This window comes from Streptomyces krungchingensis, from assembly GCF_054729265.1.
On the sequence record NZ_JBPUKY010000001.1, the window covers coordinates 4,420,019 to 4,442,140 of the forward strand.

The following is a 22,122-nucleotide window of genomic DNA, read 5'->3' on the forward strand; positions in this document are numbered from 1 at the left end:
CGCCCGGAGCCCTCCGCACGCGTCCCGGACTACCCCCCTCACTCCACCCTCCGGCCCGGGCGATCCGGCGGTCCGGAGCACCCTCCCGGGTCGGGTAGAGTTCTGCCGTCAGCAGGCGCCGCTAGCTCAGTTGGTTAGAGCAGCTGACTCTTAATCAGCGGGTCCGGGGTTCGAGTCCCTGGCGGCGCACCGACCGACGGGCCCTCTCGCCACCGCGAGGGGGCCCTTCGTCGTACGCCACATCACCCTCACCGTCGTACACGCGTCCCAATGAGCGCGTATGACCGGTTAACACATCGTTTCGCATCTTGCGATCATGATGAACGGCGTAGAACCCTGGGCTTCAAGGGACTGTCGATACATGACAGTTGGGGGCAGGGCCGGTTGCGGGCATGGGGGGTTGGGGGCCCCGTTCATGTGCGGATGCCGAGGGGGGCATCATGCAACCGGAAGGTCGTCGTTCCATGTCTATAGGGTGTGGAAGATGTGGTGACTGCGGCCTGCCAGTGATGCGTCCGGGAGGGTCGAGGGGGACCTGAGCGGGCGCCAAGAACCGACGAACACGCACTTGACCGTGCGTGCGGGGGGATGACTCATGACGTCGACGCCGACGGGCGCCCGGCAGAATTTCGACCCGTCCGAGACGACCCAGCTCCGTGTGCCGTCGCACCGGACGGGCGGCTTCCGGAGAATCAAGAAGTCGCTTCCGAGGTACGACTACGAGCACTACAGCCGGCTTGCGGGGCCCCTCACTCAGCCGGACCCGGGCAAGCCCTACAAGGTGCAGTACCGCTCGCTGCTGTCGCAGGAGCCGCACCGCATACGGGCCGCCCTCATGCTGGGCGCCGCGCCGCTGCTCTCGCTGATCCTGCTGGGCTGGCTGCTCCAGCCCGAGCACTGGACCGAACGCGACTACCCGGCCTACGACTTCCTGCCCGCGCTCGACATCGTCATGCTGGTCTCGATCGGTCTGATCGAGTTCTTCCGCTGCATGAACGTGCTGTCGAACGCGCACGCCACCCTGGTCGCCCGCGACCCGATCCCGGTGGTGCCGGAGACCGGCACCAGAGTCGCCTTCCTCACCTCCTTCGTGCCCGGCAAGGAGCCCCTCGCCATGGTGACGAAGACCCTGGAGGCGGCGGTCAAGCTGCGCCACCGGGGTCTGATGCACGTCTGGCTCCTCGACGAGGGCGACGACCCCGAGGTGAAGGAGGTGTGCGCGCGCCTGGGCGTGCACCACTTCTCCCGCAAGGGTGTCTCGAAGTGGAACCGGGCCAAGGGCCCGCACCGCGCCAAGACCAAGCACGGCAACTACAACGCCTGGCTCGAGGCGCACGGCGACGACTACGACTACTTCGCCTCGGTCGACACCGACCACGTGCCGCTGCCCAACTACCTGGAGCGGATGCTCGGCTTCTTCCGCGACCCGGACGTCGGCTTCGTCATCGGCCCGCAGGTGTACGGCAACTACGACGCGTTCGTCACCAAGGCCGCCGAGTCCCAGCAGTTCCTCTTCCACGCCCTCATCCAGCGCGCCGGCAACTTCTACGGCGCCCCGATGTTCGTGGGCACCTCGAACGCCGTACGCATCAAGGCGCTGAAGCAGATCGGCGGCCTGTACGACTCGATCACCGAGGACATGGCGACCGGCTTCGAGATCCACCGCGCGAAGAACCCCGCCACCGGCCGGAAGTGGAAGTCGGTCTACACGCCGGACGTGCTCGCCGTCGGCGAGGGGCCGAACGCCTGGACAGACTTCTTCACCCAGCAGCTGCGCTGGTCCCGGGGCACCTACGAGACGATCCTCAAGCAGTACTGGAAGGGCTTCTTCTCCATGCCTCCGGGCAAGCTCTTCAACTACACGATGATGATCATCTTCTACCCGATGTCGGCGCTGAACTGGATCCTCGCGGCACTGAGCTGCGCCCTCTTCCTGGGCCTGGGCGCCTCCGGCGTGAACATCGACCCGACGGTCTGGCTGATGCTCTACGGCAACGCGTCCGCGCTGCAGATCGGCCTGTACATCTGGAACCGGCGCCACAACGTCTCCCCGCACGAGCCCGAGGGTTCCGGCGGCGTCGCGGGCATGGTGATGTCGGCGCTGTCCGCGCCGATCTACGCCCGCTCGCTGATGGACGCCGTGCTGCGCCGCAAGAGCAAGTTCGTGGTGACGCCCAAGGGCGATTCGGCGAGCCCCGACACGCTGTTCGGGACCTTCCGGATCCACCTGTTCTTCATCCTGGTCTTCGCCGGCTCGATCACCGCCGGCTTCGTGTTCGGGCACTCCCACCCCGCGATGATCACCTGGGCCACCTTCGCCCTGCTGATCACCGCGTCGCCGATCTTCGCCTGGCGCTGGACCATGCGCCAGGAGCGGAAGAAGCCGCCGACGCCGCCCGAGGCCGCCACCGTCCCGCCGCAGGCCTCCGTGCCGCAGCAGGAGCAGCACGCCCCGCACGCGCCGCAGCAGCGGCCCACCTGGGCCTCGGCCGGGGGCAACGACCAGACCATGCAGATCGCCCTTGGGGGACGTAAGAAATGAAAGACGGTGCCCGCCGCCGCCGTGCCCGCCGCCTCGGCATAACCGGGGTGGTGGTGCTCGCTCTGGCCGGGATGAACGGGCCCTGGCTGTATCGCTTCGGGACGGACAAGTACCACCAGTACACGATCAACAAGCCCGAGTACAAAGCCGACAACGGCCACTGGGACATCGTCCAGTTCCCCGAGGAGTACCGGCAGAACACCATCCACGCCGCCCTGCTGCACACCGGCAAGGTGCTGCTCGTCGCGGGCTCGGGCAACAACCAGGACAACTTCGACGCGAAGAAGTTCGACACGCGGATCTGGGACCCGGTCAAGGGCACCATCAAGAAGATCCCCACGCCGAGCGACCTGTTCTGCACGGGCCACACCCAGCTGTCCAACGGCAACCTGCTGATCGCGGGCGGCACCAAGCGGTACGAGAAGCTGAAGGGTGACGTCACCAAGGCCGGCGGCCTGATGATCGTGCACAACGAGAACCCGGACAAGCCGATCACCCTGCCCGCGGGCACCAAGTTCACCGGCAAGAAGAACGGCAAGACGTTCGTCTCCAAGGACCCGGTGCTCGTACCGCGCGCCAAGAAGGTCTTCGACCCGGCGACCGGCGTGTTCGTGCGCAACGACCCGGGCCTCGGCCGCATCTACGTCGAGGCGCAGCGCAGCGGACAGAAGCACGAGACCGGCACCCAGGACAACTACCGCGTCCAGGGGCTGACGGGCACCGACGCCCGCAACACGTACGGCATCGCGCAGAAACTCGCCCTGGACAAGAAGGACTTCCAGGGGATCAGGGACGCCTACGAGTTCGATCCGGTGGCCGAGAAGTACATCAAGGTCGACCCGATGAACGAGGCCCGCTGGTACCCGACGCTGACCACCCTGTCCGACGGCAAGGTGCTCAGCCTGTCCGGTCTCGACGAGATCGGACAGCTGGTCCCGGGCAAGAACGAGGTGTTCGACCCCAAGACCAGGAAGTGGACCTACACCAAGGGCATCCGGCAGTTCCCGACCTATCCGGCGATCTCCCTGATGCAGAACGGAAAGCTCTTCTACTCGGGCTCGAACGCCGGGTACGGCCCCGACGACGTGGGCCGCGAGCCCGGTGTCTGGGACGTGGAGACCAACAAGTTCACCAAGCTCAAGGGCCTGAGCGACGCGAACATGATGGAGACCTCGGGCACGGTGCTGCTGCCGCCCGCCCAGGACGAGAAGTACATGGTGATCGGCGGCGGCGGGGTCGGCGAGTCCCAGCTGTCCAGCAAGAAGACCCGGCTCATCGACCTCTTGGACAAGAACCCGAGGTTCGTGGACGGTCCCGAGCTGGAGAAGGGCACCCGCTACCCGCAGTCCTCGATCCTGCCCGACGACACCGTGCTGGTGTCCGGCGGCTCCGAGGACTACCGCGGGCGCGGTGACTCCAACATCCTCCAGGCGAGGATCTACGACCCGAAGTCGAACACCTTCGACCGGGTGGCCGACCCGCTGGTGGGGCGCAACTACCACTCGGGCTCGCTGCTGCTGCCCGACGGCCGCGTGATGTTCTTCGGGTCCGACTCGCTCTACGCCGACAAGGCCGACACCAAGCCGGGCGTGTTCGAGCAGCGCATCGAGATCTACACGCCGCCGTACCTGTACCGCGACTCGCGGCCCTCGCTCTCGGGCGGGCCGAAGACGATCGCGCGCGGCGGCTCGGCCACGTTCTCCTCGCAGCACACGTCGTCGATCAAGACGGCCCGGCTGATCCGGCCGAGCGCCTCCACGCACGTCACCGACGTCGACCAGCGGTCCATCGCACTGGACTTCACGAAGACGAAGGACGGCATCACGGTGACGGTTCCCAAGAGCCGGAATCTCGTGGAGTCGGGCTGGTACATGCTGTTCGTGACGGACGACCAGGGCACGCCGAGCAAGGCCCAGTGGGTCAGGGTGCCCTGATCCCGGCCGCCCGGCACCGGATGCGCCTCGCCCCGAAGGGCGAGGACCACGGACGAAGGGGGCGCCCTCCGCTTCGAGCGGAGGGCGCCCCCTTTTCCTCGTGTTCGGCCGCCGATGCCCGGCGGCCCGCGCGCTACTCGGTGGCCTGTGCGAGCTTCAGCGCGTACTCCGGCCACCACTGGCCGGCCTTCGGCCCGCCCTTGCACGTGCCGTCGGACTCGCCCGGCCGCTTGACCCACAGATAGGCGTCGACGAGCGGATCGGCCGTCTTGGTCGTCGGGGTCTCACCGAGCGCGCGGCCCGGCGGGTTGCACCAGTTCTCGTCGGACTTGCCGCCCGTGTACGGGCCGTTGCCGTTGCGGCTGGTGTCGACGACGAAGTGCTTGTCGCCGACCTTCGCGGACAGCTGCTTGCCGTACGCGACGGAGTCCTCGGTCGAGTAGAAGTTGGAGACGTTGACGGAGAAGCCGTCGGCCTGGTCGATGCCCGCCCACTGGAGGGGCTGGAAGATCTGGTCGGGGTGTCCCCAGCCGGCGTTGCCCGCGTCCAGGTACACCTTCGTGTTCTTCAGGGACTTGAGCTTTCCGATGGCGCCCTTGAGCAGGTCGTAGCGCTCCTCGTGGTACTCGTCCGGGGTGCACTGGTTGACCAGGTGCAGGACCGCGTCCGGCTCCAGGATCACCGTGGCGGGCCGGTCCCCGATGCCCTGGGCGACCCCGTCGATCCAGGTCCGGTAGGCGTCGCCGTCGGCGGCGCCGCCCTGCGAGAACTGTCCGCAGTCGCGGTGCGGGATGTTGTAGAGGACCAGGATCGCGGCCCGGTCCGCCTTCTCGGCGGCCTCCGTGAAGCCGCGCGCCTCCGACTCCGGGTTCTCCGGGCCGATCCACTCGCCGGTCGGCTGCTCCGCTATCTTGCGGATCTGCTCGGCCTCGTCCTTCTTGTCCGCCTTCAGGTAGGCGGCGACCTGCTCGGCCGCGTTCCCGTCCGGATTGACCCAGAACGGGTCCGAATTCTTGGGCTGTTGTGTGACCTTGGCACCCGAGCCGTCGCTCTTGCCGTCTCCCCCGGAGGAGGAACATCCCGCGAGAAGCAGTGCCGCCCCCACCACCGCCACGGACGCCCGTGCCCCGGCCCCCCTGCTGCCGTACATCCAACTCCCCCTTGGGTGCACCGTCCTAAGTCTCAATCCTGACATAGGTGTCGCGCGGCTCACGAGGTCACCCACCCCTTGTCGGAGAGCTGTTACAGCCCCGGACCTTCCGGGACCCGGAGACATCCGCCCCGGGCGCGCGAAGCGCACGCTCCGGGCGCCGGGCCGCCCCGCCCCCTCCCGGGGCAACGCCCACCTGCGTCCATCACGCAGAGCCACGGGTCGTGGACTTGGCGTCAAACGACCTCTAGGCCGGAACGCTCATCCGTTCTAGAGTTGCCACAAATGGCCACGGCCCCGAGCCGGTTGCCTCCGCCCGCGTACCCGCGCGGACGGACCCAGAACCTCCCGCGCCGGTCGCCGGGTTACTCCCGCAGCCCGTGCGCGCGCGGTCGAGGACCAGCCCGGTCGGCGGCTCCCGGGGGAGCGTGTCGTCGACCGGGCCCGGTACCGCTCGTCAACGGCTGCCGGTGAGGTACGCCGACACCACCACGTTCGCCGTGTAGGTGCGGCTCGCGCGGTCGAAGGTGCCGCCGCAGGTGACGAGCCGCAGCTCGGCCCGCCCCGGCTTCCGGGCACCGTAGGCCTGCTGGGCGTCGAAGTGATCGCGCGGGATCACCTGGACCTCGTCCACGGTGAACTCGGCGACCTTCCCGTCGTCGCGGACGACACGGACCGTCGCTCCGGGCCGCACCGCGCTGAGCTTGTAGAAGACCGCGGGCTTGGTGTCGGTGTCGACGTGCCCGACGAACAGGGCGGCGCCGGCCGCTCCCGGCCGCACGCCGGCGGCGTACCAGCCGACCACGCCGGGCTGTTCGAAGGGCGGCGGCTCGATCGCGCCCTGCCGGTCGAGCCCGCGGGCGACGACGGGGGCCTGCACCTCCATCGACGGGATGTCGAGGCGCTGCGGGCGCGCGTTGCCGAGCGGTTCCAGCGCGGGCGGCAGCGGGACGTCCGGGCGCCCGACGGCCGCGATGTCCCCGGTGGTGGGTGTCGTGAGGCCCTGCCGCACATCGGTCACGTCGCGGCCCCACAACCACAGCCCGAACAGCAGCACCAGCCAGGCCACCGCGGTCAGCAGCCGCCCCGCGCCGGAAGAACGCTCGTGCTCGGACATGTCAGTCGCGCTCGTCCCCCCGGCGCGTGACGGTCCGGGCGGAACCCCGGACCCGGGGGAGGATCGCGACGGCGACGGCGGCCACGCCGGCCAGGACGAGGCCGATCACGGCCTGCCGGGTGCCGGGGCCGGCCGCTCGCGCGTCCGGGGTGGCGAGGAGCACGGTGCCGCCGCCGCCCGCGTGCACGGGCGCGACCGGCGAGGCCGGGATCTCGCCCGGTGCGGACGCGAAGTCGGAGCCGTGGTCGGTACCGGGGTCCTCGCCGGAGTCGGAGTCCCTCCCGGGCTCGGCGGCGTCCGGCCTGTCCTGCGGCAGGAGAGCCGTCGGGATGATGCCCGTCGGGACGATTCCTGTGGGCACGATGCCGGTCGGGACGATGCCCTGCGGCACCCGGATGGTCGGCCCGATGTCCTGCGGCAGCAGGTGCTGCACGATGTCGTTCGGCAGCAGGTCGGGCACGGCGCCCTGGGTGGCGGCGCTGCGCGGCACGATCTGCGCGACGCCCGTGACCTTGCCGTCCCGGCCGTCGCAGTCGACCTCGACGGCGTACGTGCCGGGCGCCAGCCCGCTGGTCACCCGGGTGTCGCCGGTCAGGACACCCCCGCCGTCGGCGGTGAGCCGCGCGTCCGCGACGAACGCGGAGGACGTGGCGGTGCCCGTCCTGCCCGAGCAGCCGGTCGCCCGCAGCCGGACGTCGGTGCCGGGGGCGGGGGCCGCGGGCGTCAGCAGCACGCCCGTACCCGGGTCGGCCGCGAAGGCGAAGGGGGCGAGCCACGCTGTGGGTGCGAACGCGGCCACGACCGCCGCCCCGGCGCAGAGAGTGATTCGCATGGAACGCATCGTGAACCTCCAGACAACAGGAGGTTCCCTCTCGTGGCGCCGGGGCGCATCTTCAGAGCGGCCCGGTTGCTCCGTCCGAGTCTGTGTGCCTTCGTGCGGGTTTCAGACGGGCCGGTGGGTCTCGGACCAGGTCGCGGCGGGTCTCGGACCGGGTCCCGGCGGGTTTCAGACCCGGTCCCGGCGGGTCTCAGACCAGGTCGACGAGGTCGGCGATCGAGTCCACGACCTTCGACGGCCGGTACGGGTACTGCTCGATCTCCTCGGGCGTGGTCAGGCCCGTGAGGACCAGGAAGGTCTTCATCCCGGCCTCCAGCCCCGCCAGCACGTCGGTGTCCATGCGGTCGCCGATCATCGCGCTGGTCTCGGAGTGCGCCCCGATCGCGTTCAGGCCGGTGCGCATCATCAGCGGGTTCGGCTTGCCCGCGAAGTACGGCTTATTGCCGGTCGCCTTGGTGATCAGTGCCGCGACCGCGCCGGTGGCGGGCAGCGGTCCCTCGGTGGACGGACCCGTCTCGTCGGGGTTGGTGGCGATGAAACGGGCGCCTTCCTTGATCAGCCGGACCGCCTTCGTCATGGCCTCGAAGGAGTAGGTGCGCGTCTCGCCGAGGACCACGTAGTCCGGGTCGTGGTCGGTGAGGACGTATCCGATGTCGTGCAGCGCCGTCGTCAGGCCCGCCTCGCCGATGACGTACGCGGTGCCGCCCGGCCGCTGGTCGTCCAGGAACTTGGCGGTGGCCAGGGCCGAGGTCCAGATGTTCTCGACCGGCACGTCGAGGCCCATGCGCCGGAGTCTGGCGTGCAGGTCGCGGGCGGTGTAGATGGAGTTGTTGGTGAGCACCAGGAAGGGCTTCCCGGACTCACGCAGCTTCTTGACGAAGGCGTCGGCGCCGGGGATCGGCACGCCCTCGTGGATGAGCACACCGTCCATGTCGGTGAGCCACGATTCGATGGGCTTGCGCTCTGCCATCTGCTGGGTCTCCTGCCGTCCTCGCGTACCTGCACGCACTCGATCCGGGGGCGCCGGAACGACGTTGTGCCGGCGCCCCCAGCCTAGTGACCTGAGTCGTAGATTCGTCGTTGGTTGGGTGTGAGTCGTCCTGGACCGAAGATTCCGCCGTTGTCTGTGACCGATGCCCAGCGGGCTGTGCTTGAGGGGTGGGTGCGTCGGCGTTCGACAGCTCAGGCTCTGGCCCAGAGGTCCCGGATCGTGCTGGAGTGCGCCGAGGGTCATTCGATCGCGGAGGTGTCGCGCCGGCTGGGGGTCGCGGCGGACACGGTCCGCACCTGGCGACGGCGGTTCCTCGACCGTGGCCTGGAGGGCCTGCACGACGAGCCGCGTCCCGGCGTCCCGCGCAAGATCACCGACGCGGATGTCGAGCGGGTGATCGTCAAGACTCTCGAAGAGACGCCGAAGAACGCGACGCACTGGTCGACCCGGTCGATGGCAGCGGCGACCGGGATGTCGCAGTCGGCGATCTCCCGGATCTGGCGGGCGTTCGCCCTGGCCCCGCACCGCTCACAGACGTTCAAGCTGTCCACGGACCCGCTGTTCATCGACAAGGTCCGCGACGTGGTCGGTCTCTATCTGGACCCGCCGGAGAAGGCCCTGGTCCTCTGTGTGGACGAGAAGTCGCAGATCCAGGCCCTGGACCGGTCCCAGCCGGTCCTGCCGATGATGCCCGGTGTTCCCGAACGCCGCAGCCACGACTACATCCGCGCCGGTACCACCACTCTGTTCGCGGCCCTGGAGGTGGCGACCGGCAAGGTCATCGGCTCCCTCCACCGCCGCCACCGGGCCGCCGAGTTCAAGAAGTTCCTCACCAAGCTCGACAGGGAAGTACCTGCCGGGCTTCAGGTGCACCTGATCCTCGACAACTACGCGACCCACAAGACGCCCGGCATCAAGAAGTGGCTGCTGGCCCACCCGCGGTTCCACCTCCACTTCACGCCGACCAGCGCGTCCTGGCTGAACCTGGTGGAACGGTGGTTCGGCGAGCTCACACAGAAGAAGCTCAAGCGCGGCGTCCACCGCTCCGTCCAGGCCCTCGAACGCGACATCCGGGCCTGGCTCGCCGACTGGAACGACCACCCCAAGCCTTTCGTCTGGACGAAGACAGCCGACGAGATCCTCGACAAACTCGCCGCCTACTGCCACCGAATCTCTGACTCAGGTCACTAGGGGGTGTTGTTCGGATCTGTTCGGGCCCCGATCGGACCGGCATCCCTGGTCACGACGGCGTGCTCCCGGCCCGCTCGGGGGCCGTGGTGCGGTCAGGCCGGCTCGACCGACACCCCGTCGATCACCCAGTACCAGTTGTTCCCGCCGGTGCAGCGGAACCGGACCTGCGCGGTCCGGGCTCCGGCCGGGACCTGGAGGGTCACCTTCTCCACGCGCGAGGACGTGTCGGCGGTGTACGTCTTCACGCCGACCGGTGCCGCGCCGTCGTAGGAGACGAGCACCTCGCCCTTCTGCGGGGACTCGTGGCGGTAGTAGGTGGTGTACGTGAGGGTGGCCGCGGCGCCTCCGGTGACCGGGTACGCGGGGCTCACGAGCGTGGAGTCGAAGGTGCCCGAGAAGGTCTTGTCCTGCCACTCGTCGCCGTCGGCGACCGCGAAGACGTTGCGGGCCCGGACGTTGCTCTCGCGGTTCTGGCCGGCCTGGGCCTTCGTCCAGAACTCGTCCGTGGTGAAGGACCAGCCGCGCCACTCGGTGACGCCGCCCGTGCCCATCGCGGAGGGGTCGGTGGTGTGGAGCACGGACGGAACAGCGACGGTGGTGCGTGCCGGGCATGGCGACGCCCCCGGTGGTTCCAGGGGCGTCGCGGGTGGGGCGGGGTTCAGCTGCCGGTGGCGGACTTCCAGTCCTCGACGTACGAGGTCAGGTTCTTGTCGATGTCCGCCCAGTCGGGCTCGAAGACCTCGACGCCGTCCATGAGCTTGGCCAGCGCGATGGCGTTGGCGTCGGTGGCCTCGACGTCGGAGCGCGCGGAGAAGCCGCCGCCGATCGCGCTGACCTGCTGCTGGGCCTTGGCGGACAGCATGAAGTCGAGGAGCTTCCTGCCGTTCTCGGAGTGCGGCGCCTTGGTGACGAGGCCCGCGGCGTACGGGAGCGCGAAGGTGGTCGGCCTGCCGGCGGCGTCGGTGGCCTTGCCGGTGGCCTCGGGGAACCAGATGCCGAGGTTCGGCATGTCCTTGGACTGCGCGTAGTTCATCTGGACGTCGCCGTTGGCGACCAGCAGTTCGCCCTTGTCGACCTTGGGGGCGAGCTTGCCGGTGGAGGCGGACGGGCCGACGTTGTTGGACTGGAGGTTCTTCAGGTAGGCGAGCGCGGGTTCCTTGCCGCCGAAGTCGTGGATCGCCTTGATGAGCACGGCGGTTCCGTCGCCGGCGACGCCCGGGGTGGAGTACTGGAGCTTGTTCTTGTACGTGCCGTCGAGCAGTTCGTCCCAGGTGGTGGGTGCCTGCTTCAGCTCCTTCTTGTTGTAGACGAAGCCGAAGTAGTTGTTGACGACGGAGGTCCAGGTGGCGTCGGCGGCCTTGTCGGCGCCGTCGACCTGGTCGGAGCCCTTGGGCGCGTACTTCTGGAGCAGGCCCTTGCCGTCGGCCTGCTGGATGAACGGCGGGAGGGTGACGAGGACGTCGGCCTGCGGGTTGGTCTTCTCGCGGACGGCGCGCTGGACCATCTCGCCCGAACCCCCCTCGACGTACTCGACCTTGATGCCGGTCTGCTTCTCGAAGTCCTTGAAGACCTGGTCGTACCAGCCGTCGCCGTTCTCGCCCTTGAGGCCGTCGGCGCTGTACACGGTGACGACCTTGGCGTCGGAGGCGGCCGAGTCGCCGCCGCACGCGGTGAGGGAGCCGGCGAGGACGAGGCTGCCGGTCACGGCGGCGATCGGGGCGAGGCGGAGCGAGCGGGCGTTTCTGGGCATGGCGAGGTGAACTCCTTGCGTGGTCGGTGCTTCTGAGGGTTTTCCGCGGGTGGGACGGATCAGCGGTAGGAGGCCTTGGTGCGGATCCGGGAGACGACGAACAGGACGAGCACCGTCGCCGTCATGAGGACCACGGCGAGCGCGGAGCCGGTGAACAGGGCGCCGCGGTCGGTGGCCGCGTAGATCTGGACGGGCAGCGGGGTCCAGTCGGGCGGGTAGAGCATCATCGTGGCGCTCAACTCACCCATGGACAGGGCGAAGCAGAGCCCCGCGGCGGCGGTGAGCGAGGGCAGCAGCAGCGGCAGCCGCACCCGCCACAGCACGGAGGAGGGCCGGGCGCCGAGGGAGGCGGCGGCCTGTTCGTAGGCCGGGTCGAGACGCACGATGGCGGCCGACACCGACTGATGGGCGAACGCCGTGACAAGAACGGCGTGCGCGAGGATGACGATCCACCGGGTGCCGTTGAGCAGCATCGGCGGCTTGGAGAAGGCGACCAGGGTCGCGAGCCCGACGACGACGGAGGGCACCGCGAGGGGCAGCATGAACAGCGCGTCCAGCAGGCGCTTGCCGCGCTTCTTCAGGGCGTGCCCGGCGAGCGCCGCCCAGGTGCCCACGACCAGCGCGGTCAGGCTGGCGGTGAGGGCGGTGACCAGGCTGGTGGTGAGGGCCTGGAGGGATTCGCCGCGGGTGGCGGCGGTGTAGTGGCCGGTGGTGAAGCCGGACGGGAACGCGCTCGACCAGTTCGTGGCGAACGACGCGGCGAGGACGACGAGCAGGGGCAGGGCGAACAGGGGCAGGAAGAGGACGAAGAAGACGGCCCAGGTGGCCCACTTCCCCTTGCGGCTATGCACCAGCACGGCGGCTCACCACCCGGTAGAGGCCGTACAGCCCCACGGAGATCAGGACGTTGACGACGGCGACGACACACGCTCCCGGATAGTCCGACTCCAGGATCGCCTTGCTGTACACGAGCATCGGCAGGGTGGTGACCCCCTTCGCCCCGGTGAACAGCACGATGCCGAACTCGTTCAGGCACAGCACCAGGACCAGGCTGCCGCCGGCGGCGAGCGCGGGCAGCGCCTCGGGCAGGACGACCTGCCGCACGATCCGCGCGGGCCGTGCGCCGAGCGAGGACGCGACCTCCAGCTGAGCGGTGTCGATGCCGGAGAAGGCGGCGAGCAGTGGGCGCATCACGAACGGGGTGAAGTACGTGATCTCCGCGAGGAGCACACCCCAGGGCGTGGTGAGGAACTGGAAGGGTCCCTCGGCCGCCCCGGTGGCGCCCGTCCACAGCCCGTTGGCCATGCCGACGGTGCCGTAGACGAACAGCAGCGCGAGCGTGATCAGGAAGGACGGGAAGGACAGGAAGACGTCGATGAACTTGGCGACCGCCTTCCCGCCGGGGAACGGCACGAAGGCGATGACCAGGGCGAGGACGAACCCGAGCACCAGGCACCCGGCCGTGGATCCCAGCGCCAGCCACACCGTGGTGCCGAGCGCCTCCCGGAAGGCGGCCGAGGCGAACACGTCCCCGTAGGCCTGCGCCGAGGTGCCCCCGGTGTCCGGCCGGAAGGACTGCCGGACGACCAGGGCGAGCGGGTAGAGGAACACGAGCCCGAGCACGGCGACGGGTGGCAGGGCCCACGCCCAGGGCGGGATGCCCTTGCGGGGCCCGGTGACCGCCGCCGGCGGTGCGGCGACCGAGGCGCTAGCCATCCCGGGTCACCCCTTCGGCCATCGGCGCGGTCTTCCCGGCGGTGACCGGAACCGTGTCCTCGGCGGTGACCGGAACCGTGTCCTCGGCGGTGACGCCGGCGGAGAGAAGCACCGCGTCCTCGGGCGCGAAGTGCACGGTGATCTCGTCCCCGAGGGCGGGCGGCTGCTGAAGTTCCCGCACGTCCGCCTTGACCCGATGTCCTCCCACGTCGACGTGGAGCCGATGCGTGGCCCCCCGCCACTGGACCTCGGCGACCGTCCCGGTCAGCGCGTTGGGCCCGGCACCGAGACCGACGAGGTGCGGCCGTACGCACAGCGTCGCGGTCGCGCCCCGGGCGGCGCCGCCGGTCGCCACCTTCAGCCCGGTCCCGGCGAAGACGACCCCGTCCGCCCCCACCGTCACCGGCAGCAGGTTCGCGTTGCCGACGAAGGACGCCGTGAACTCGGTCCGCGGGGCCCGGTACAGCTGCCGGGGCGTGCCGACGTCCCTGAGCCGGGCCCTGTCCATGACCGCGATCCGGTCGGCCAGCGTGAGTGCCTCGATCTGGTCGTGGGTGACGTACAGGATGGACACGTCCGGCAGTTCGCGGTGCAGCCGGGCCAGTTCGGCGAGCATGCCGGAGCGCAGCTGCGCGTCGAGCGCGGACAGCGGTTCGTCGAGGAGGAGGACGCCCGGCCGGATGGCGAGTGCCCGCGCGATGGCGACACGCTGCTGCTGCCCGCCGGACAGTTCGCGGGGGTGGCGCCGGGCGTAGGCGGTCATCCCGGTCATCTCCAGCGCCTCGGCGACCCGTCCGCGGATCTCGCCACGGGGCACCTTGTGCGCCTTGAGCCCGAAGGCGACGTTGTCCTCGACCCGCATGTGCGGGAAGAGCGCGTACTGCTGCACCACCATGCCGATCCCGCGCCGGTACGGCGGCAGGTCGGTCACGTCGCGGTCGCCGATGAACACCCGCCCGGAGGCGGGCCGCACGAATCCGGCGACGGCCCGCAGGGCGGTGGTCTTCCCGGAGCCGGACGGTCCGAGCAGGGCCATCACCTCGCCGGGCTCGACCGTGAGGTCGAGGGAGTCGAGGACCGTGGTGCCGTCGTAGGCGACGGACACCCGGTCGAAGCGGATTCCGCCGGTCATCGCCCGGCTCCGCCGCGCGGTGCGGCCCCGTCCAGCGGGCCGGCCGCGCCGAGCAGGGCGGGCAGCGCGGCCACGGACGGCAGCACGTGCCCGGCCCCGGCCGCGCGCAGCGCCTCGGCGCCGTGCGCTCCGGTCAGCACGCCCGCGACGACGCCCGCCCCGGCGCGTACGCCGCTGAGCATGTCGTACGAGGTGTCGCCGACGACGGCGACCTGCTGGACGCCTTCGGCCGCCCCGGTGCGCAGGAACGCCTCCAGCACCATGTCCGGGTACGGCCGTCCGCGGCCTCCCGCGTCCGCCGGACACAGCGTGAGCGGCACCAGGTCCCGCCAGCCGAGCGCGTCGAGGATGGCGTCCTGGGTGACGCGGGCGAACCCGGTGGTGAGCACGACGGTCCGGCCGGAGCCGACGAGTTCCTCGATCGTCTCGCGGGCGCCCGCGACCGGGGCGATGTGCCCGGCGTCGACGAGTTCCCCGTACGCCTTCTCGAAGGCGGAGTTGGCGCGCCGGGCGAGGGACTCCTCGCCGAACAGGTGCCGGAAGACGGAGATCTTGGACTCGCCCATGGTGGCGCGGACGTAGTCGAGCTTCTCGGCGTGGTCGGCGGAGCCGGGCCGGACGCCCAGCTCTCCGGCCGCCGCGGCGAAGGCCTGTTCCACCAGGCCGCCGTCGGCGACGGTGGTGCCGGCCATGTCGAGGACGACGAGGCGGATGTCCCGGGCGGGACGCGTGTCGGGGGTCTGTTCGGTCATGTTCCTCACCAGCCCAGCTGTTCGGCGGTTGTCTCGGCTATCGCGGGGGCGCAGGTCATGCCGCGCCCGCCGGGCCCGGTGACGAGCCATACGCCGTCGCGCACCTGCTGCCGGTGCACGACCCGGCTCGTGTCGGTGCACTGCGCGTACACCCCGGCCCAGCGGCGCCGGATCCTCGGCAGCGGGCGGCCGAGGAAGGACTCGACGACCTCGGTGAGGTGCTCGTAGGGCTCCTCGACCGTGTCGAAGGCGAAGGGGTGCTCGTACTCGTGGGTGTCGCCGATGGTCAGGCCGCCGTCCGCGCGCTGCACCATCAGCAGCTGCATCCGGTGCTCGGCGGCGGTCGCGGACTGCGGCTGGTGCGCGTCGAGCGCGTCGAGGGCCGGGCTCCGGTACGCGGGGTAGTAGCGGAAGCTGTCGGCGTCGGCGACGGAGGTGGTGAGCGGCTCGCCCAGCGGGTCGGTCTGCATCATCTGGAGCCGTACGCGCCGCACGGGCAGCTCGGGGCCCGCCAGTTCCCGTACGAGGCCGCCGAGCCAGGCGCCCGTGCACAGCACCACGGCGTCGCCGCGGTGGACGTCGCCGTGGTCGTCGCGGACCGCGTGCTCACCGACGACGTCCCGGACCTCGCGGCCCGGCAGGAAGGTGTAGCGCGGGGACCTCAGCAGTTCCTCGCGCAGCGCGAGCTGTGCGGTGCGCGGCTCGACGGCCGCGTCGCGCTCGCAGAACAGGGCGGCTTCGAAGGCGCCCCGCAGGGCGGGGTTCACGGCGCGCGCCTCGCCCGCGGTCAGCAGTTTGTAGCCGCGGGCGGCGGCGTCCGGGCGGGCCAGGGCCGCTTCGGCCACCGCGCGTTCCCGCGGGTTGCGGACCGGGGTCAACGACCCGCAGGCCCGGAACCCGAGACCCGGGACGCGTGCCCCGATCGTCTCCCACAGCTCCCGCGCCCGCAGGGCGGTCTCCAGCTCCTCGCCTCCGGCGCGACCGCTGACCCAGATCTGTCCGAAGTTGCGCAGCGAGGCCCCGCGGGCCTCCGCCTCACGCTCGATCTGCACGACCTCGTGGCCGCGCTCCACTGCGTGCCAGGCGTGCAGGGTGCCCACCACGCCGGCTCCGACAACTATCACTCTCACGACGGCCACGCTCCTCGGGAAGGGGGAATCGGAAGGGTCCGTACCGCAACCAGATGGTGAACTGCCCATCACGTTTGGGCTAGACCCGTTATCTTCACGTTATAAAAAGGGGCGGGAGCGCCCCATGTCGCCCCCGCCCCGGACGGGCCCGCGTCAGCCCTGGAGGTGCGCCGAGAAGGAGAAGCGGTCCCCCCGGTACAGCGTCCGCACCCGCTCCAGCGGCAGCCCGTCCGTGTCCCGCGAGACCCGGTGGATCAGCAGCATCGGCAGCGCGGGCGGCGTACCGATGAGCAGCGCCTCGCGCGGGGTGGCCAGCACCGTCTCGATGCGCTCGTCCGCGTCGCCGAACGTGATGCCGAGGCGGTCGCGCAGGTACGCGTAGAACGACGAGTCGGGTGTGAAGTCCTCGTCGAGCCGCGGGGCGCGGGCCACGGCGACGTACGTGCTCTCCAGCCCGACCCGCTCGTCGTCCGCGAGCAGGACGCGCTCCATGTGCCACACCGGCTCGCCCCGCGTCAGCCCGGCCTCCGCGGCCAGGGCCTCGGGACAGGGGAACCGGTCGAGCGAGATCAGCGTGCGCCCGGGCGTACGGCCCTGCCGCCGCACGCCCTCCGTGTAGCTCGCCAGCGAGAGCGGCTGCTCCAGCTTCGGGCCCGCGACGACCGTCCCGCGCCCCTGCCGGCGCAGCTTCCCTTCGAGCAGCAGCTCGCGCAGCGCCTGGCGCACCGTCTCGCGCGCGACCTCGTACTTCTCGGCGAGATCACGCTCGGTGGGCAGCAGTCCCCCCTCGCCCAGCTCCTCGATCAGCACGGCGATGTGCGCCTTCACCGCGTAGTACTTCGGGATACGGCCGTGCTCCGGGATGCCGGAGCGGACGGGGGCCCCGGGGGCCTGGTCGTTCGGGTAGTCCACGAGGGGATCGTCGCAGACGGTGCCGGGGCCCCGCGGTACGGGTGTCAGCGGTGCCGGCCCGGGCGCTCCCGGCGGAAGACCACGAAGAGGGCGGCCCCGGCGGCCGACAGCAGCAGGCCCGCCGCCACCCCGACGGCGTGCGGCGCGCCCGGTCCCGTACTGGCCAGCACGTCCGCGGACGGGTTCGCGTTCTCTTCCGTGCCGGTGGCCTCGCGGCTCGCGTCCCCGGTGGCGGTGCCGTCCCCGGCACTCGCGGTGGACCCGACGCCGGGGTCGGCCCCGGCGCTCTCCCCGTCGCCGACGCCCTGCTCCGGATCCCGCCCTTCCCCCTGCTGCTCCTCCTGCGGCTCCTCTCCCGTCGACTCTTCGCCCCGCTCCTCGTTCTCCTGCGGGTCCTCGCCGTGGTCCTCGACGCGGAAGCGGTAGTCGTTCGACTCCCCCACCCAGTCGCCGTCGTCGTTGTGCCGCTGCACGACGGCCGCGTTGGCGACGACCTCGTTCGGCACGGGCGCGTCCGACGTCAGGGACAGCCGCACCTTCACGGTGAGGGTCCGGCCCGCGCCCACGGTGAACCCCGGGAATCCGTCGTCGAACGCGCCCACGTTCTCGGCCTCGTCGCTCTTGTCGAACGTCACCGCGTGCGACTTCTCTCCCTCGTAGAACTCCAGCCGCGCCTGTTCCGGCCGCAACGCCCGCTTCTCGTCCACGAGCACGACGATCGGGTGGATGCCGCCGCAGGTGTGCGCGGTGGTGTTGGTGAGGTCGATGTACCAGGTCGAGAAGTCGCCGCCGACGTCGTACGCGGCCGGACCGCCGTGGATACGGGTCTTGATGGGGAAGTCCCGGGTGTCGGGCGCGGCGCAGGCGGGACGGGGCTCCGAGGCGGTGAGCGCCGGGGCCGGGGTCGACGCGAAGGCCGCCGGGGCGAGACTCCCCAGAGCGGCGGGGGCGGCGGCGGTCAGGGTGAACGGAAGCAGGGAACGCAGTCGCATGAAGGGCCTTTGCCGATCGGGGGGCGGCTGGGAACGGGATCGAAAGCGGCAGGGGTACCGGGCAACGGCCTCCCCGACCGTGCCATGCCGCTCCGCCCGTGGTGCCCCACCACGCCGGACAAGTAGCACAAATAGCCCGAACGGCGGCCCCTTTCGAGTGCCGCCGCAGCGGCTGTCGGCCCGTCCGGCGCCGGCTCCCGTCGGTCGAGCCGTGTCCGCGCCACGCTCAGCCCGTCCGGCGCGGGGCTTCACTCGTCGGGGCCTTACGGCCGCGGCGGGGTCCGGAGGCCGGTGCCGCAGCCGGGTCCGGAGCCCGAGCCGTAGTCGGGTCCGGAGGCCGGTACCGCAGCCGGGTCCGGAGGCCGGTGCCCGGCGAGCCGGGTGGGTGGCCTGCGTGTCGGGTGGGCGCCCTGTGTGCCGGGTGGGCGCCCAGCCGGGTGGGGGGCCGGCGTGCCGGATCGGTGCCCCGCGTGCCTGGCGCGTGCCCTTCGTGCCGGGTGGGCGCCGGACGGTTCTCGCCCCCGCCACCCCTGCCCGTCCCTTGTTCCTGAGGGCTCCGCCCCCAGACCCCCGGATCGGCCTGGACGGCCTCGTCCTCAAGCGCCGGACGGGCTGACGGCTCACCGGCACTCCCCAGCCCGGACCGACTCGCTCTCGGACGCCGAACAGGCCGATGCCCCACCGGCACTACGACCGGAGCACCCCCGAATCGGCCTGGACGGCCTCGTCCTCAAGCGCCGGACGGGCTGACGGCTCACCGGCACTCCCCAGCCCGGACCGACTCGCTCTCGGACGCCGGACGGGCCGATGCCTCACCGGCGCCCGCCGGATCGGCCCGGACGGACTCGCTCTCGGACGCCGGACGGGCTGACGCCCCCCCGGCGCGCTCCCAGGTACGGCCGGAGCCGGGGTCGCCCTACCCCTCCCCCCGCCCGAACAGCGGCGCCAGCAGCAGCTGGGCGGCCCCCTCGGCGACGCCCCGCGGCCCGCCCGGAGCCACCCGCACGGGCACGCCCGCGGCGGCCCCTTCGCGCCGGGCCCGCTCCTCCAGCACCGCCCCGACCCCGCGCACGAAGACGTCCTCCGCCGCCGCGACGGTCCGCCCGCCCAGCAGCACGAGATCGATGTCCAGCAGCCCCACCAGGTTCGCGGCCCCCGCCCCGAGCACCCGGGCCGCCTCCTCCGGCGCGCCCCGCCGGACCGCGTCCAGGCACAGCACCTCGATGCACCCCCGGTTGCCGCACCCGCACAACGGCCCGTCCAGCTGGATGACCTGGTGCCCGAACTCCCCCGCCCCGGTGCGGGCCCCGCGATGCACGGCCCCGCCGATCACGAGCCCGGCCCCCAGCCCCGTACCGAGATGCAGATACGCGAAGGACCCGGCGCCGGAGCCCGCCGGCGCGGCGAACCCGGCGGACCCGGCGGGCTCGCCCCCGGCCACCGCGACCCCCAGCGCGGCGGCGTTGGTGTCCTTGTCCACCACGACGGGCAGGCCCAGCCGGCCCGCCAGCGCGTCCCGCAGCGGGAACCCGTCCCACTGCGGGAATCCGGTGACGCGGTGCAGCACCCCGCGCGTGTGGTCGAGCGGTCCGGGCAGGGCGACGCCCACGCCCAGCACGGACACGCCGGCGAGCAGCGTCTCGACCTCCCCGGCCGCGCCCTCGACGACCGCGTCGCCCCCGGCGCCCAGGTCCAGCGGGGCCCTGCGCTCCGCCACCACCGCTCCGGTGAGGTCGCACAGCACCGCCGTGAGCTCGTCCCGGTCGAGATGGAGTCCGACGGCGTGACCGGCCTCGGGGACGAGCCGCAGCACCGTGCGCGGCTTGCCGCCGGTGGAGGCCCGGCGGCCCGCGTCCGCCGCGAGCCCCTCGGCCCGCAGCCGGGCGGTGATCTTGCTGACGGCCTGCGGGGTCAGCCCCGTCCGCTCGGCGAGTTCGAGCCGGCTGATCCCGGCGGGCCCGGCGGCACGCAGCAGGTCGAGCACGAGGGCGGCGTTGTGGCTGCGCAACGCCAGCAGGTTCGCCCCGGCGGGCCCTGACATGCCCGCGACCCCGCCCGCACCCGCGCCCGAGGAGCCGCCCGGGCCGACCGCCTCGACGACCCCGCCCGCTCCCGCGGCCCCGTGCGCGCCACCCGCCGGCTCGGCAGCGCCCGCCCGCGGGTGGCCCCCGGCCGCCGTCGGCGCCGGTGCCTGTCCCGCCTCTCCCGCGTTCGTCCTGTTCACATCGGCCATTGTCCCCCGCGCTTGCACTTTGGCAACAGCGTTGCGAAAGTGGGAGGCATGACTCGTACTCCCCTCCGTGTGGGCCTCGTCGGCTACGGCCTCGCGGGCTCCGTCTTCCACGCCCCGCTGATCGCCGCGACCGAGGGGCTCGCCCTGGACACGGTCGTCACGTCGAACCCGGAGCGGCAGGAGCAGGCCCGCGCCGAGTTCGGCGACGGCCTCCGGTTCGCCGCCACGCCGGACGAGCTGTGGGCGCGCGCCGACGAGCTGGACCTCGTCGTCATCGCCTCGCCGAACAAGACCCACGTGCCGATCGCGACGGCCGCGCTGAAGGCCGGCCTGCCCGTGGTCGTGGACAAGCCCCTCGCCGGTACGGCCGCCGAGGCCCGCGAGCTGGCGGCGCTGGCCGACGAGCGCGGGCTGCTGCTCTCCGTCTTCCAGAACCGCCGCTGGGACAACGACTTCCTGACCCTGCGCAAGCTGATGGACGAGGGTGAACTGGGCGACGTCTGGCGCTTCGAGTCCCGCTTCGAGCGCTGGCGTCCGCAGCTCAAGGGCGGCTGGCGCGAGTCCGGCGACCCGACAGAGATCGGAGGTCTTCTCTACGACCTCGGCAGCCACGTCGTCGACCAGGCACTCGTCCTCTTCGGCCCCGCGACCTCGGTGTACGCCGAGTCGGACGTCCGTCGCGACGGCGCCGCCACCGACGACGACACCTTCATCGCGATCACGCACGCGAACGGCGTCCGCTCCCACCTCTACGTCTCCGCGACGACCGCCCAGCTCGGCCCGCGTTTCCGCGTCCTGGGCTCGCAGGCCGGCTTCGTGAAGTACGGCCTCGACCCGCAGGAGGCGGACCTGCGCGAGGGCAAGCGGCCCGCGGCGGGCACGGAATGGGGTGTCGAGCCCGAGGCCCTGTGGGGCCGCGTCGGTTCCGGGGAGTCCCCGCTGAGCGGCGGCGGGCGACCCGAGCCCACGGTCCCGGGCGCCTACCCGTCGTACTACGCGGCTGTCGCCGCCGCCCTCCGCGACGGCGGCCCCAACCCGGTCACCGCGTACGAGGCGGCCGCCGCCCTCGACGTCCTGGAGGCGGCCCGCCGGTCCGCCCGCGAGTCCGTGGCGGTGTCCCTGTGAACGCGCCGGAGATCGCCGAGCTGGAGGAGCAGGAGCGCCGTCTGACGCTGCCGCACTTCACGTACGACGACGCGTGGGCCCTGGGCACGCTCCTCGTGGAGCTCGCGCGCGAGCGCCGGGCGCCCGTCGCCGTCGACATCCGCCGCGGCGGGCAGCAGCTCTTCCACGCGGCGCTGCCGGGCTCGACTCCGGACAACGACGCGTGGATCGACCGCAAGCGCCGGGTCGTCGAGCGCTACGGCTGCTCGTCGCTCCTGGTCGGCTCGCGTTTCCGCGCCAAGGGCACGACGTTCGAGGAGTCCTCGCGCCTGGACCCCGGCACGTACGCCGCGCACGGCGGCGCGTTCCCGATCGCCGTCGAGGGCGCGGGAGTCATCGGCACGGTGGTGGTGTCGGGCCTCCCCCAGGTCGAGGACCACGCCATGGTCGTAGAGGCCCTGGAACGGCTCAAGACCACCTGAACCCCTTCCCGGCCCCGCCAACGGGCGGGGCCGGAAGCGCCCCTGTAGGGGCGCGGAACCGGAGCGCCCCGTAAGGGGCGCGGGGAACGGCGCGCCCAGCCACACCCCCAACCGGCACGGGACCCGAAACCGGAGACGCCCCGCCAGGGGCGCGAG

General features: G+C 71.7%; 18 protein-coding genes, 1 tRNA gene and 1 pseudogene. 6 read left to right on the plus strand and 14 right to left on the minus strand.

Features of this window, described 5'->3' with window-relative positions; genetic code table 11:
• The first annotated feature begins 115 nt into the window (after positions 1-115).
• The 3 genes from ACSYGO_RS19495 to glxA all read left to right on the plus strand — a co-directional run bounded on the left by ACSYGO_RS19495 (position 116) and on the right by glxA (position 4,476).
• Positions 116-189, plus strand: a tRNA-Lys gene (locus ACSYGO_RS19495).
• 406 nt (positions 190-595) lie between these two features.
• Positions 596-2,542, plus strand: coding sequence for a glycosyltransferase family 2 protein (locus tag ACSYGO_RS19500; protein WP_426680714.1), 1,947 nt, complete (start codon positions 596-598; stop codon positions 2,540-2,542).
• Positions 2,539-4,476, plus strand: coding sequence for a radical copper oxidase GlxA (gene glxA, locus ACSYGO_RS19505; protein WP_426680713.1), 1,938 nt, complete (start codon positions 2,539-2,541; stop codon positions 4,474-4,476). Before ACSYGO_RS19500 ends, glxA begins: the two co-directional genes overlap by 4 nt.
• Positions 4,477-4,609: 133 nt before the next feature.
• Here the strand turns inward: glxA and ACSYGO_RS19510 are convergent, their stop codons facing one another.
• The 4 genes from ACSYGO_RS19510 to ACSYGO_RS19525 all read right to left on the minus strand — a co-directional run bounded on the left by ACSYGO_RS19510 (position 4,610) and on the right by ACSYGO_RS19525 (position 8,551).
• Complete coding sequence (locus ACSYGO_RS19510; RefSeq protein ID WP_426680712.1) at positions 4,610-5,626, minus strand: glycoside hydrolase family 6 protein; 1,017 nt, start codon at positions 5,624-5,626, stop codon at positions 4,610-4,612.
• A 457-nt stretch (positions 5,627-6,083) separates the two neighbouring features.
• Complete coding sequence (locus ACSYGO_RS19515) at positions 6,084-6,743, minus strand: class F sortase (protein ID WP_432172144.1); 660 nt, start codon at positions 6,741-6,743, stop codon at positions 6,084-6,086.
• A 1-nt stretch (position 6,744) separates the two neighbouring features.
• A complete protein-coding gene (locus tag ACSYGO_RS19520) occupies positions 6,745-7,575 on the minus strand; it encodes a hypothetical protein (protein WP_432172145.1) in 831 nt (276 codons plus the stop codon).
• Between the two features lie 196 nt (positions 7,576-7,771).
• Complete coding sequence (locus tag ACSYGO_RS19525) at positions 7,772-8,551, minus strand: HAD-IIA family hydrolase (protein WP_426680709.1); 780 nt, start codon at positions 8,549-8,551, stop codon at positions 7,772-7,774.
• A 114-nt stretch (positions 8,552-8,665) separates the two neighbouring features.
• On the opposite strand from ACSYGO_RS19525, the gene ACSYGO_RS19530 reads away from it, so the two are divergent.
• Entirely contained in the window at positions 8,666-9,763 is a 1,098-nt protein-coding gene (locus tag ACSYGO_RS19530) for an IS630 family transposase (RefSeq protein WP_460387146.1), read from the plus strand.
• A 92-nt stretch (positions 9,764-9,855) separates the two neighbouring features.
• Here the strand turns inward: ACSYGO_RS19530 and ACSYGO_RS19535 are convergent.
• The 10 genes and pseudogenes from ACSYGO_RS19535 to ACSYGO_RS19580 all read right to left on the minus strand — a co-directional run.
• Positions 9,856-10,326, minus strand: a pseudogene (locus ACSYGO_RS19535) (alkaline phosphatase family protein); the annotation flags it as partial.
• 95 nt (positions 10,327-10,421) lie between these two features.
• Complete coding sequence (locus tag ACSYGO_RS19540) at positions 10,422-11,513, minus strand: 2-aminoethylphosphonate ABC transporter substrate-binding protein (protein WP_460387147.1); 1,092 nt, start codon at positions 11,511-11,513, stop codon at positions 10,422-10,424.
• 59 nt (positions 11,514-11,572) lie between these two features.
• A complete protein-coding gene (locus ACSYGO_RS19545; RefSeq protein ID WP_460387148.1) occupies positions 11,573-12,370 on the minus strand; it encodes an ABC transporter permease in 798 nt (265 codons plus the stop codon).
• Entirely contained in the window at positions 12,357-13,229 is an 873-nt protein-coding gene (locus ACSYGO_RS19550; protein ID WP_460387149.1) for a 2-aminoethylphosphonate ABC transporter permease subunit, read from the minus strand. Before ACSYGO_RS19550 ends, ACSYGO_RS19545 begins: the two co-directional genes overlap by 14 nt.
• On the minus strand, positions 13,222-14,361 hold the full coding sequence (locus ACSYGO_RS19555; protein WP_460387150.1) for an ABC transporter ATP-binding protein: 1,140 nt from the start codon (positions 14,359-14,361) through the stop codon (positions 13,222-13,224). Before ACSYGO_RS19555 ends, ACSYGO_RS19550 begins: the two co-directional genes overlap by 8 nt.
• A complete protein-coding gene (locus tag ACSYGO_RS19560) occupies positions 14,358-15,113 on the minus strand; it encodes an HAD family hydrolase (RefSeq protein WP_435224033.1) in 756 nt (251 codons plus the stop codon). Before ACSYGO_RS19560 ends, ACSYGO_RS19555 begins: the two co-directional genes overlap by 4 nt.
• A gap of 5 nt (positions 15,114-15,118) precedes the next feature.
• A complete protein-coding gene (locus ACSYGO_RS19565; protein ID WP_432172150.1) occupies positions 15,119-16,243 on the minus strand; it encodes a TIGR03364 family FAD-dependent oxidoreductase in 1,125 nt (374 codons plus the stop codon).
• 153 nt (positions 16,244-16,396) lie between these two features.
• On the minus strand, positions 16,397-17,155 hold the full coding sequence (locus tag ACSYGO_RS19570) for a GntR family transcriptional regulator (protein ID WP_426680702.1): 759 nt from the start codon (positions 17,153-17,155) through the stop codon (positions 16,397-16,399).
• A gap of 44 nt (positions 17,156-17,199) precedes the next feature.
• Positions 17,200-18,147 carry an LPXTG cell wall anchor domain-containing protein gene (locus tag ACSYGO_RS19575; protein WP_460387151.1) on the minus strand — a complete coding sequence of 316 codons (948 nt, stop codon included), beginning with the start codon at positions 18,145-18,147 and terminating at the stop codon, positions 17,200-17,202.
• Between the two features lie 916 nt (positions 18,148-19,063).
• A complete protein-coding gene (locus ACSYGO_RS19580) occupies positions 19,064-20,188 on the minus strand; it encodes an ROK family transcriptional regulator (RefSeq protein WP_460389740.1) in 1,125 nt (374 codons plus the stop codon).
• 240 nt (positions 20,189-20,428) lie between these two features.
• Here ACSYGO_RS19580 and ACSYGO_RS19585 point away from each other — a divergent pair, with 240 nt between their 5' ends.
• Both ACSYGO_RS19585 and ACSYGO_RS19590 read left to right on the plus strand, forming a co-directional pair.
• Positions 20,429-21,505, plus strand: a complete 1,077-nt coding sequence (locus tag ACSYGO_RS19585) for a Gfo/Idh/MocA family protein (RefSeq protein WP_426675543.1) — start codon at positions 20,429-20,431, stop codon at positions 21,503-21,505.
• Positions 21,502-21,966, plus strand: a complete 465-nt coding sequence (locus tag ACSYGO_RS19590; RefSeq protein ID WP_460387152.1) for a heme-degrading domain-containing protein — start codon at positions 21,502-21,504, stop codon at positions 21,964-21,966. Before ACSYGO_RS19585 ends, ACSYGO_RS19590 begins: the two co-directional genes overlap by 4 nt.
• Positions 21,967-22,122 lie beyond the last annotated feature (156 nt).

Bases quoted from the DNA above. Each gene is read 5' to 3' on its own strand.
- ACSYGO_RS19500 (WP_426680714.1), top strand. From the start codon at position 596: ATGACGTCGACGCCGACGGGCGCCCGGCAGAATTTCGACCCGTCCGAG.
- glxA (WP_426680713.1), top strand. From the start codon at position 2,539: ATGAAAGACGGTGCCCGCCGCCGCCGTGCCCGCCGCCTCGGCATAACC.
- ACSYGO_RS19510 (WP_426680712.1), bottom strand. From the start codon at position 5,626: ATGTACGGCAGCAGGGGGGCCGGGGCACGGGCGTCCGTGGCGGTGGTG.
- ACSYGO_RS19515 (WP_432172144.1), bottom strand. From the start codon at position 6,743: ATGTCCGAGCACGAGCGTTCTTCCGGCGCGGGGCGGCTGCTGACCGCG.
- ACSYGO_RS19520 (WP_432172145.1), bottom strand. From the start codon at position 7,575: ATGCGAATCACTCTCTGCGCCGGGGCGGCGGTCGTGGCCGCGTTCGCA.
- ACSYGO_RS19525 (WP_426680709.1), bottom strand. From the start codon at position 8,551: ATGGCAGAGCGCAAGCCCATCGAATCGTGGCTCACCGACATGGACGGT.
- ACSYGO_RS19540 (WP_460387147.1), bottom strand. From the start codon at position 11,513: ATGCCCAGAAACGCCCGCTCGCTCCGCCTCGCCCCGATCGCCGCCGTG.
- ACSYGO_RS19550 (WP_460387149.1), bottom strand. From the start codon at position 13,229: ATGGCTAGCGCCTCGGTCGCCGCACCGCCGGCGGCGGTCACCGGGCCC.
- ACSYGO_RS19555 (WP_460387150.1), bottom strand. From the start codon at position 14,361: ATGACCGGCGGAATCCGCTTCGACCGGGTGTCCGTCGCCTACGACGGC.
- ACSYGO_RS19560 (WP_435224033.1), bottom strand. From the start codon at position 15,113: ATGACCGAACAGACCCCCGACACGCGTCCCGCCCGGGACATCCGCCTC.
- ACSYGO_RS19575 (WP_460387151.1), bottom strand. From the start codon at position 18,147: ATGCGACTGCGTTCCCTGCTTCCGTTCACCCTGACCGCCGCCGCCCCC.
- ACSYGO_RS19580 (WP_460389740.1), bottom strand. From the start codon at position 20,188: ATGTCAGGGCCCGCCGGGGCGAACCTGCTGGCGTTGCGCAGCCACAAC.
- ACSYGO_RS19585 (WP_426675543.1), top strand. From the start codon at position 20,429: ATGACTCGTACTCCCCTCCGTGTGGGCCTCGTCGGCTACGGCCTCGCG.